Below are 10,733 nucleotides of genomic sequence, written 5' to 3'. Positions count from 1 at the left end.
CGCCGCTCGCGCGCCACCGCTCGCACGCGCCACCACTCACGCCCTGCCGTTCGCCGACCGCCGCTCGCCGAACCGCCACCACTCAGGCCGGGCCGCTGGTTGGCGGTCGGTCGTCGGGGGCTGCCGTTCGTTGAGGGCTGCCGCTGTTGGGCGCTGCCGCTGTTGGGCGCTGCCGCTGTTGGGCGCTGCCGCTGCCGAGGATCGCCGCTCGTTGGGGCCGGCCTCCGGCCCCCGTCTCCATTGTCCCACGCGGGTACGACAATCCTGCCGAAGCGCCCCCTGGGGCTCATTCTCCCACCGCGGTACGACATTCCGGCTGAAGTCCCCCCGGGGCTCATTGTCCCGCGGAGCACCGACAACGCCGTGCTGCCTGCTTGCCGAGACCTTCCAAGGGCTGGTGTTCGCGGCGTCCTTGGGGTTTGATCTGGGCACCGCTGCCGCCCCCTTGCACGAGGAGACGGCCAGATGACCATCGAGCGAAGGCAGTTCCTGATCGGGTCGGGAGCGGCTCTACTCGGTACCGCGGTGTTCGCCGGCGCCGCGCACGCAGAACCCGTCGGGCTGTGGCGGGAGTTCGTCGCCGATCCGTACGCCCACCCGCGCATCCCCAACGTCGCCTTCGCCGGGTACCGCACCGGGCAGCGTCCGCCGCGTCCCGCGGTGCGGGCGAACGTCCTGCGGTACGGGGCCGAACCGGACGGGTCCGTCGACGCCTCCGCCGCCATCAACCGGGCCATCGAGGACGTCGGGCGCGCTGGCGGTGGTGTGGTGTTGGTGCCTGCCGGGACCTACCGGATCGACGACATCATCCGCATCGGTTACTCCAACGTCGTACTCCGCGGTGTGGGCAGTGAGCGCACGACCCTGTTCGCCACGCGGTCGCTGGAAGAAATCGTCGGGATCAACCGCAGTCGGTACGGCGGCACCAGTTCGGCCTGGAGTTGGAGTGGCGGACTGGTGTGGGTGTGCCACCGGGACCGGTACCGCGCGCTGGTCGACGCGATCAAAGCGCAGCGCTGGCCGTTCGAGGGGTGGACCGGTAACAGCGGTGGCGAGACCACGGAGCTGGCGCGAGTCGTCGAGCACGCGGACCGGGGTGCGTTCACGTTGACCGTTGCCGACGCACACAAAATCCGTGCGGGGCAACGGGTTCTGCTGCAACTCGACGACGACGGCGACTACGGGCTGTTCAAGCACATGTGCGGCGACATCCCCGGCACCCACGCCTACCGCTGGAGCGACAAGGCGAAACTCCTGTCCTACCGGCCTTTCCTGTGGCCGGTACGCGTGGAGTCGGTGCACGGCAACGAAGTCCGCCTCGCCCAGCCGCTGCCACTCGACGCCCGCCCGTCCTTCCATCCCCGCCTGACCACCCTCGCCCCACCGATCACCGGCGCCGGCGTCGAAGGCCTGACGATCCGCATGGTGAAGACCGCCCGCCCCGCCCACCTCCAGGACAAGGGGTACAACGGCCTGGTGTTCCAGTGCGCCTGGGACTGCTGGGCCGACGACGTGTCCGTTGTGGACAGCGACAACGGCTTCCTCCTGGTCTCCGCCAAGGGCGTCTCGCTCCTGCGCACCCGCGTGACAGGCCGAGGCCAGCACCACTCGTACGCCTGCCGCGAGCAGTCGCACGACAACCTGGTCCGGGACTTCGCGATCGGCGCGTTCACCGAACCGCCCACCCCGGGATCGGGCCACCACGGCATCAACGTGGAAGGCCTGTCGTGCGGCAACGTCTGGTCGCGGGGACGCATGGACGCCGGCACCTTCGACACCCACCGCGGTCTGCCGTTCGCCAACGTCCGGACCGACGTGACGATCCACAACGACGGCGCGCACGGCGGCTCGGCCGACGCCGGACCGTTGTACGGGGCCAGGTTCACGCACTGGAACGTCACCGTGCTCAACGGTCGCGCGGGCTGCGTGAAGATCGACCACGTGGCACCGCTGAGCGCCACGGTCGGCATCAGCGAGGTCACCGAGTTCGGCCAGGTCGACAAACCGGACTTCACCGGCCCCCTCGACTCGGTCCTGGAGTCCTACGGCACGCCGGTCGAACCCCGCGACCTGTACCAGGCCCAGCGCGCCCTGCGCCGGCGCTAACCTGGTCGGATGCCCCCCAAACCCGTCGACCCGAACGAGCTGCGCACCGCCGTGGCCGCCGTCCTGCCCTGGCTTTCGGGCGAGGCGGACCGCCCGGACCGCCCGGTCCTGGCCGCGGCGGTGAAGCTCAGCCTGCGCACCCTGGAACAGCTCGCGCCGGGGCGCAGCGTCGAGGTCCGGGTCCCGCCGTTCGCGGCGGTGCAGTGCGTGGCCGGTCCCCGCCACACCCGCGGCACCCCGCCGAACGTGGTGGAGACCGACCCGGAGACGTGGCTGCTCCTGGCCACCGGCCGCCTGGACTGGTCGGAGGCGCTGGAGGGGGCGAAGGTGACGGCGTCGGGCAGCAGGGCGGACCTCTCCGCCCTGCTCCCGGTCGTGCGGATCTAGCGCACCCACGTTCTCGCTAAGCTCGGCGGTGTGAAGGCGCTGAGGATCGGTGTGGTCGTGGCGGCGGTCGGCGTGCTCCTCGCGGGCTGCGGCACCGAGTGGGAGGGCGACGCCCACTTCAAGGTGCTGCGGATCGTCCCGGACCCGAAGGGCGAGGCGTCCACCAGGGTCGGGATGGAGCTGACCGAGGACTTGAAGGGTGACGCCGCGCCGGGCAAGGGCACCTACGGCGCGGACATCGACCAGTACCCGCCCGACATCAAGGTCGGCGACGAGGTGATCTGCAAGATCCGCCGCTGGGACGACAACGGCTTCGACGGCGTCGACCCGCAGGTCGAAGTGAGTTCCTGCCGCAAGGCGTGATGCGCCGACCCGGGTCGGCGCACCACCGCCCGGATCAGAACCAGGAACCCACGGTCTTGTCCCAGGCGCCCTTCGCGCCCTCGACGATGTCCCGACCGCCTTCGACCACGTCGCCGATGCCGCCGACGACCACGTCGACGGTGTCGTTGACGACCTCCTTGCCCGTGTTGACCAGGCCGGTGCCGGCGTCGGACCAGTTGCCGTGCCAGGCGTCGCGGCCGGCGTTGTAGAGACCGGAACCCGCGTCCACCACCAGGTCCGCGGCACCGACCGCGGTGCCGCTCAGGACGTCGATCACGGGGCCGACGCCCGGGATGTGCGAGCCGGGCAGCGACGGGCCGAGCGGGTTGTCGTGCCACTTCTGCTCGGTCACCGAGCCGCCGTCGCCGGTGGCGATCTTGGCCAGGTTGCTCAGGGACTCCGAGTTCTCGGCGTAGTACTGCGAGTGCGCGCCCAGAGCGGACGCGCCGTCGCTGGTGCCGAACGTCTTCGCGCCGAAACGGTCGTCGTACGGGCCGATGGACGAGCCGTCCTGGGTGAACCAGCTGGAGCTGGTGCCCTGCACGACCGGGTCGTGCTCGGTCGCGCCGACGTAGACGTGGCCCGGGCCGGCGGAGAGCTGGTTGACGTTGGACGCGCCGACACCCGGCGAGCCGACGAACGCGATGTCGTCGGCCGCGAGGCCGTTCATGCCCGCGTAGCCGACGGTGGTGGAGCCGTAGGAGTGGCCGATCACGGTGAGGTGCTGGCGGTTGCCCGCGGCCTCGGCCGCCGCCCGGTACCCGTTGACGTCGGCGACCAGGTTCGCGCCGCCCTCGCGGGCCTGTGCCGGGTTGTCGACCTCGCCGGGCGACCAGCCGGGGGCGTCGTAGCCGAGCCACTGGATGGTGGCGTTGCCGTTCGGGCCCATCTGCTCGCGCAGGTTGCCGGCCTGGCCGATCGAGAAGCTGTCGAGGGTCGAGCCGGTGCCCGGCACGGCCACCGCGAGGTTCTTGGCGGTGTCGGGGTTGCCGTAGGCGATCGCGGTCGCGCCGTCACCGCGCGGGCCGTAGGGGTCCCAGGCCATGATCCGGACGTCCGGCGTGCCGTCGGGCTTCAGCCAGTTGCGGTCGCGGGCGAACTCGTCGGCCTGGTCGATGCTCTTCTGGACCTTCTCCGCGTTGTCGGCCTTGGTCTGGGCGACGTCCCGCTTCTCGGACAGGTCCGCGTACTGCGGGTCGTTCTTGAGCTTGGTCAGGTCGTCGGAGTTGTTCGGGTCCAGCCCCAGCTCGCGCGCACGGGCGTCCATCTGCGCCTGGAGCTGGTCGGCCTCCGCGCCGAACCGCTGGAGGTCGTCCTTGATGCGGGCGCGGTTGGCGGTGTCGAGGACCTCGGACGGCAGGCCGCGCAGCCGGCCCAGTTCCTGGAACTTGGTGCGCAGCAGCTCGTCCTGCTGCTCCTTGGTCAGCGACTTCCACCACTCGGCGACCTTCTTCGGGTCGGTGCCCGGCGGCGGGACGGTGGCGCTGGTGCGCATCGCCTGCACGGCGGAGTTCCAGCCCGCGTCCTTCGCCGCGACCTCCTGGAAGGCCGGGCGGACGCCGGACAGGGCCTTGGCGTAGGAGCGCAGGACGTTCTCGTAGCCGTTCTTGACGTTGGTCAGCTGCTCGTTGACCTTGTTCGCCAGCTCGCGGGTCTGGGCCTCGTCCAGCGCCGGGGAACGGCCGCGCCAGAAGTCGATGAGCTGGTCCGCGCTGCCGCGCATCTGCCCGTACGCGCGGGACGCGGCCTGCACGATGTCGATGCCCGCGCCCAGGCGTTCGCCGGCGACGGTGGCGGACTTCGTGGACAGGTCCGCACGTGCGCCGAACTTCGTGGCGGACTCGCCCTGCCACGTGGCGGTCGCGGTCTGGCCGCCGGACGTGACGGCCTGGCCCGCCCGGCCCACCGCGCTCTGCGCCCCGCTGATGGGATCCGCGGCGGCGGCGATGCGGCCCGCGTCGCCCGACGCGAGCTGCCCGTACAGGACCTCCGGGTCGACGTAGCTCACGCGAGGCCACCTTCCAGGGAGCGGAACGAGTTCTGGGAGTCGTCCTCGGCGCGCTGGTAGGAGTCGGCGTTCTCGTTCAGGCCGTCGCCCGCGTCGCGGTACCAGGCACCGCCGCGGCGCAGGTCGTCGGACTGCTCGCCGGCCCACTTGGCCAGGGCGTCGGCGAACTCGGCGGCGGCGGCGACCTCGCCCAGCGCGCCCGCGTCCAGCCGCAGCATGGAGATCATCTCCGCGCCGTCGCCCGCCGCGTCCGCACCCTCGTGGAACTGCTTGGACGCCGCGCGCAACGTCTCTGGTCGCACACCGAACACGGTTCCCCACCCTTCGTGCCGCACAGCCGCTGGACCCTCCGACGCAGGACGATCACGCCCGGTTCCCGGAAACGTGAGCGTCGATGCGGAACCATGTCCGGCGTGGCCGCGTCGGTTGGGGCGGCGAGAGAACACGGGAGGCACTCAAAGTGGCTGGCTGGAACCCGCAGCGGTGGACGGCGAAGTTCGAGGAACAAGCCGCGATGTTCCGCGCGGCGGTCGGGAAGGCCGACCCCGAGGCCAAGGTGCCGAGTTGCCCCGGCTGGACGTTCACCGAGCTGACCCTGCACGTCGGGCGCTTCCTCCAGACCTCCCTGGAGTACCTGCGCAGCGGCAGCACGGTTCGGCTGAACCTGCCGCCCGCGCCGCAGGACGTCGTCCCCTTGGAGTACCTGGACGCGCAGCTCGCGCTGGCCGCCGAGGTGCTGCCGGCCGTCCCCGGCAACCGCCCCGCCTGGACGTTCTCGCCCGCGTCCCCCGACCTGGCCTGGGTCTGGCACCGCCGCATCGCGCACGAGCTGGACCTGCGCCGTTGGGACGCCCAGGCCGCCCTGCGCGAGCTGGTCACCGGCGACACCGACTTCGCCGTGGACGGCATCGAGGAGTCCCTGGGCATCCTGCTGGCCGCCAAGTACGCCACCGACGTCCCGCCGACCGCCAAGGGCACCGCGTTCATCCAGCTCACCGACGTCCCCGAGGCGTGGGTGGTCACCCTGGAGCCCGGCGTGGTCCCGGAGCTGCGCGCCGCCTGGCCCGGCGAGGAGACCGACCTCCAGATCACCGGGGAAGCCCAGATCGTGCACTACGGCCTGTGGGGTCGCCTGCCGCTCAAGGCAACTGGTGACAAGAACGTGCTCAACGTGCTCAAACTGGACTGACCGGGGTGTGTTTGCCCACATCCACCGGGTCCTGATGGGGGTGGTTCACCCCCCGTTCGCCTTACACTCGGACGTGCAGCCCCGCCCGCGTCGCTAGGGAGCACTCGGTGGTCACCGACCAGTCAGCAGCCGGCCGCACCGATACCGAGCAGGAGCCCCGCGAGGAATGCGGGGTGTTCGGTGTCTGGGCGCCCGGTGAAGAGGTCGCCAAACTCACCTACTACGGCCTGTACGCGTTGCAGCACCGCGGTCAGGAAGCCGCCGGCATCTCCGTCGGCGACGGCAGCCAGGTCGTCGTCTTCAAGGACCTGGGCCTGGTCAGCCAGGTGTTCGACGAACAGGTTCTCCAGAGCCTGCGCGGCCACGTCGCCGTCGGCCACTGCCGCTACTCCACCACCGGCTCCACCACCTGGGAGAACGCCCAGCCGACGTTCCGCACCACCGCCACCGGCTCCGGCCTGTCGCTGGGCCACAACGGCAACCTGGTCAACACCGCCGAGCTGCTGGTCAAGGCCCGCGAGCTGGGCGTGGACACCAGCCACGGCGCCACCACCGACTCCGACCTGGTGTGCGGGCTGCTCGCGGCGCAGGCCGCGGACATCGGCATCGAGCAGGCCGCCATGCAACTGCTGCCGACCCTGCGCGGCGCGTTCTGCCTCACCTTCTCCGACGAGTCCACCCTGTACGCGGCGCGCGACCCGCACGGCGTCCGCCCGCTGGTGCTGGGCCGGCTGGAGCGCGGCTGGGTCGTGGCCAGCGAGACCGCGGCCCTGGACATCGTCGGCGCCTCGTTCGTCCGCGAGGTCGAGCCCGGCGAGCTGATCGCGATCGACGAGAACGGCCTGCGCTCCTCGCGGTTCGCCAACCCCGAGCCCAAGGGCTGCATCTTCGAGTACGTCTACCTGGCCCGCCCGGACACCTCGATCGCCGGCCGGTCCGTGCACGCCACCCGCGTCGAGATCGGCCGCCGCCTGGCCCAAGAGCACCCGGTGGAGGCCGACCTGGTCATCCCGGTGCCCGAGTCCGGCACGCCCGCCGCCATCGGCTACGCCCAGGCCTCCGGCATCCCCTACGGGTCCGGCCTGGTCAAGAACGCGTACGTGGGCCGCACGTTCATCCAGCCGTCGCAGACCATCCGGCAGCTGGGCATCCGGCTCAAGCTCAACCCGCTGCGGGACGTCATCCGCGGCAAGCGCCTGGTCGTCGTGGACGACTCGATCGTGCGCGGCAACACCCAGCGCGCCCTGGTCCGGATGCTGCGCGAGGCCGGCGCGGTCGAGGTGCACGTCCGCATCGCGTCCCCGCCGGTCAAGTGGCCGTGCTTCTACGGCATCGACTTCGCCTCCCGCGCCGAACTGGTCGCCAACGGCCTGGACACCGACGGCATCCGCCGGTCCATCGGCTCCGACTCGCTGGGCTACGTGTCGCTGGAGCAGCTCGTCGCGGCCACCGAACAGCCCAAGACGCGGCTGTGCTCGGCGTGCTTCGACGGCGACTACCCCATCCCGCTGCCCGAGGACGCCCTGATCGGCAAGCACCTCCTGGAGGGCATCCGGGGCGTGGCGGGCTCGGCGGCTCCCGTTCTGGCGAACGGGTACGGTGCCGAGGACGCCTTGCGGCGTCCCTGACAGACCTGCCCGCACAACATGAGAGCCAGTGACGTGACCGACACCCCCAAGGCCACTTACGCCGCCGCCGGAGTCAGCATCACCGCAGGTGACGAGGCGGTGGAGAAGCTCAAGCCGTGGGCGGCGAAGGCGCAGCGGCCCGAGGTGCTCGGCGGCATCGGCGGGTTCGCGGGCCTGTTCAAGCTGCGCCTGGACCGCTGGAAGGAGCCGGTGCTCGCGTCGTCCACCGACGGCGTCGGCACCAAGATCGCGGTCGCCCAGGCGCTGGACAAGCACGACACCGTCGGCATCGACCTGGTCGCGATGGTCGTGGACGACCTCGTGGTGTGCGGCGCGGAGCCGCTGTTCCTCCAGGACTACATCGCCATCGGCAAGGTCGTGCCGGAGAAGGTCGCGGCGCTGGTCAAGGGCATCGCGGAGGGCTGCGTCCAGGCCGGCTGCGCGCTGCTGGGCGGCGAGACCGCCGAGCACCCGGGCCTGATGGGCGAGAACGACTACGACATCTCCGGCACCGGCGTGGGCGTCGTCGAGGCGTCCGCGATGCTCGGGCCGGACCGCGTGCGCGACGGCGACGTCGTCATCGCGATGGGCTCCTCCGGGCTGCACTCGAACGGGTACTCCCTGGCCCGGCACGTGCTGCTGGACATCGGCCGCATGCCGCTGTCCGGGCACGTCGAGGAGTTCGGCCGCACCCTCGGCGAGGAGTTGCTGGAGCCCACCCGCATCTACGCCAAGGACTGCCTGGCGCTGGCCGCCGAGGCCGAGGTCCGGACCTTCGCGCACGTCACCGGCGGTGGCCTGGCGGCGAACCTGGCCCGGGTGCTGCCCGAGGGCCTGCACGCCACCCTGGAGCGCGGCACTTGGACGCCGGCGCCGGTGTTCCAGATGATCGCCCAGCGCGGCCGGGTGGAGCGCGAGGAGATGGAGAAGACGTTCAACATGGGCGTCGGCATGGTCGCCGTGGTCTCCCCGGAGGACGTCGACCGCGCCCTGGCCGTCCTGACCGCCCGCCACGTGCCCGCGTGGGTCCTGGGCGAGGTGCGCCGCTCCGAGGACGGCGTGACCGCGCTCGTCGGCGACCACCCGAGGTTCTAGAGGTCGTCGAGGCAACCCTTCGGGGTCCCGGTTCCGTATTGACCGGCGACCGAGGGAGGGGCGAGTGGAACGCGACCGCGAGTTCGCCGAGTTCGTCGCAGCCCGCGCACTGGTGCTGCGGCGAACCGCGTACCTGCTGTGCGGCGACTGGCACCGGGCCGAAGACCTGGTGCAGACCGCGTTGACCAAGCTGTACGTGGCCTGGCCGCGCGTCCGCAAGGACGGCGCGGTCGACGCCTACGCGCGCAAGACACTGGTCCGCGCGGCCATCGACGAGTCGCGGCGCGGTTTCCGCAGCCGGGAAACGGTCGTGGAGCGGCTGCCGGACACACCCGTGCCCGGCGCCGCTCCCGCCGACCCGGACGTCCGGGACGCGCTCGCGGCCCTGCCCAAGGGGCAACGGGCGGTCGTGGTCCTGCGCTACTGGGAGGACCTGAGCATCACCGAGACGGCCCGCCTCCTCGGTCGGTCCGAAGGCACCGTGAAGAGCCAGGCGGCGAAGGGTTTGGCCACGCTGCGGGAACTTCTCGGCCGCCACGTCTTCGAGGAGCAGCGATGACCGACATCAAGCAGACCCTGGAATCCGCGTTCGACGGCGAGCCCCCGCTCACCATCGACCTGCCGAAGATCATGAAGACCGGCAAGCGCCGCGTGACCGTCCGCCGCGTGGCCACCGGCGTCGCGGTCCTGGCCACCGTCACCGTCGTGTGCGTGCCCGCGATGCTCGGGTCGAGCGGGAGCGGCGGATCGGTGGAGGTGGCAGCGTCCCAACCGACGGTGTCCCTGACCACCACCGCCCCGCCCACGACCACCACCACACCGCAGGTGACCGAGACGACCAAGCCGGGCACGTCGGGCATCATCCCGCACTCGGGCGCGATGCCCCAGCCCCCGCGCCCGGTGACCGATGAGCGAGCGGCACAGCTGACCGCACTGCTGGCCGGCGCCCTGCCGGCAGGCGCCAAGGTCGCCCCGATCCCGGGCGACCCGATGACCCCGTGGACGTTCGCCGCGTCGGGCAACGAGTACAAGTCGGTCACCGAGGTCACCACGGCGGCCGGCCGGGGCATGGTGCTGGTCTACCTCATGCCGGGCGCCGAACCGAAGTGCGAGCCAGGCTGCGAGACCGTGCAACTACCCGACGGCCGCCTGGTGTTCCTGAGCAGGAGCGAGTTCGACGGCCGCACCCTACTCCTGGTGGACGTCGCCATCCCCGGCGGCCGTGTCCACGTGCAGGTGCACAACAGCAGCGACAAGGCCACCAGCAACGGCAACGCACCGTTGACGGCCGAGGAGGCCGTAAAGGTGGCGGCGATCCCCGGTCTGACGTTCTAACCTTGACGCCGTGGGCGAGGACCTGGTGGTGACGAGGACGCTGGTGGTACCAGCGGCCGAGTTGAGCGAACGCTTCTCCAGGTCCTCCGGCCCCGGCGGCCAGGGCGTGAACACGGCCGACAGCCGAGTAGAACTGTCCTTCGACCTGGCGACTTCCCCGGCCGTGCCGGAACACCTGAGAGCCCGGATGCTGGCCCGACTGGACAACCGCCTGGTAGACGGCGTCCTGACCATCGCGGCAAGCGAACACCGAACCCAACTCAAAAACCGCCAAGCAGCCCGAGAACGCCTGACCCGCCTCCTCCGCGACGCAGCAGCGCCACCCCCACCGAAACGCCGTCCAACGAAGCCGACCAAGGGCTCCCAGGAACGGCGAATCGCAGAAAAGAAACGCCGAGCCCAAACCAAACAGGGCCGCACCGGCCGCTGGGACTAGCCACACACGCCCCAGCCGCAACACCAGCCGCCCTCACGCAACACCAGCCTCCCCCACGGAGCACCCCCCCACCTCGCCGCAGCGCACCCGTGCTTTTCACGAAGCTGCCGCACGGCACACCTCTACCTGGGCTTCTTGCTTGTGTCATCCCCGTATGGCCTGCCC

At 71.3% G+C, this 10,733-nt stretch carries 11 protein-coding genes; 9 read left to right on the top strand and 2 right to left on the bottom strand.

Features of this window, described 5'->3' with window-relative positions:
- Positions 1 to 465 precede the first annotated feature (465 nt).
- Genes WBN91_RS31330 through WBN91_RS31320 form a run of 3 tightly spaced genes read left to right on the top strand, consistent with a single transcriptional unit; the run spans position 466 to position 2,856 of the window.
- Positions 466 to 2,106 carry a glycosyl hydrolase family 28-related protein gene (locus tag WBN91_RS31330; RefSeq protein ID WP_337727854.1) on the top strand — a complete coding sequence of 547 codons (1,641 nt, stop codon included), beginning with the start codon at positions 466 to 468 and terminating at the stop codon, positions 2,104 to 2,106.
- 9 nt (positions 2,107 to 2,115) lie between these two features.
- Complete coding sequence (locus tag WBN91_RS31325) at positions 2,116 to 2,493, top strand: sterol carrier family protein (protein ID WP_337727853.1); 378 nt, start codon at positions 2,116 to 2,118, stop codon at positions 2,491 to 2,493.
- A gap of 30 nt (positions 2,494 to 2,523) precedes the next feature.
- Positions 2,524 to 2,856, top strand: coding sequence for a hypothetical protein (locus WBN91_RS31320; RefSeq protein ID WP_337727852.1), 333 nt, complete (start codon positions 2,524 to 2,526; stop codon positions 2,854 to 2,856).
- 34 nt (positions 2,857 to 2,890) lie between these two features.
- Here the strand turns inward: WBN91_RS31320 and WBN91_RS31315 are convergent, their stop codons facing one another.
- Positions 2,891 to 4,885, bottom strand: coding sequence for an alpha/beta hydrolase (locus tag WBN91_RS31315; RefSeq protein ID WP_337727851.1), 1,995 nt, complete (start codon positions 4,883 to 4,885; stop codon positions 2,891 to 2,893).
- On the bottom strand, positions 4,882 to 5,187 hold the full coding sequence (locus tag WBN91_RS31310) for a hypothetical protein (RefSeq protein ID WP_337727850.1): 306 nt from the start codon (positions 5,185 to 5,187) through the stop codon (positions 4,882 to 4,884). The genes WBN91_RS31315 and WBN91_RS31310 overlap by 4 nt, the downstream gene beginning before the upstream one ends.
- A gap of 158 nt (positions 5,188 to 5,345) precedes the next feature.
- On the opposite strand from WBN91_RS31310, the gene WBN91_RS31305 reads away from it, so the two are divergent.
- From WBN91_RS31305 to arfB, 6 genes are all read left to right on the top strand, one after another.
- Positions 5,346 to 6,074, top strand: coding sequence for a maleylpyruvate isomerase N-terminal domain-containing protein (locus tag WBN91_RS31305; RefSeq protein ID WP_337727849.1), 729 nt, complete (start codon positions 5,346 to 5,348; stop codon positions 6,072 to 6,074).
- A gap of 107 nt (positions 6,075 to 6,181) precedes the next feature.
- A complete protein-coding gene (gene purF / locus WBN91_RS31300; protein ID WP_337727848.1) occupies positions 6,182 to 7,702 on the top strand; it encodes an amidophosphoribosyltransferase in 1,521 nt (506 codons plus the stop codon).
- 18 nt (positions 7,703 to 7,720) lie between these two features.
- Positions 7,721 to 8,797, top strand: a complete 1,077-nt coding sequence (purM, locus tag WBN91_RS31295) for a phosphoribosylformylglycinamidine cyclo-ligase (protein ID WP_443217831.1) — start codon at positions 7,721 to 7,723, stop codon at positions 8,795 to 8,797.
- Between the two features lie 64 nt (positions 8,798 to 8,861).
- Positions 8,862 to 9,356, top strand: coding sequence for a SigE family RNA polymerase sigma factor (locus tag WBN91_RS31290; protein ID WP_337727846.1), 495 nt, complete (start codon positions 8,862 to 8,864; stop codon positions 9,354 to 9,356).
- Positions 9,353 to 10,132, top strand: a complete 780-nt coding sequence (locus WBN91_RS31285) for a hypothetical protein (RefSeq protein WP_337727845.1) — start codon at positions 9,353 to 9,355, stop codon at positions 10,130 to 10,132. Before WBN91_RS31290 ends, WBN91_RS31285 begins: the two co-directional genes overlap by 4 nt.
- 10 nt (positions 10,133 to 10,142) lie before the next feature.
- Positions 10,143 to 10,568 (top strand): alternative ribosome rescue aminoacyl-tRNA hydrolase ArfB, encoded by a 426-nt coding sequence (arfB, locus tag WBN91_RS31280; protein WP_337727844.1) that lies wholly within the window; start codon positions 10,143 to 10,145, stop codon positions 10,566 to 10,568.
- Positions 10,569 to 10,733 lie beyond the last annotated feature (165 nt).

The sequence above is a fragment of the Saccharothrix sp. CCNWYY140 genome (genome assembly GCF_037401995.1).
GTDB lineage: Bacteria > Actinomycetota > Actinomycetes > Mycobacteriales > Pseudonocardiaceae > Actinosynnema.
Note: the sequence above shows the minus strand (reverse complement) of the source record. Positions and strands in the feature narration are given on the sequence as shown.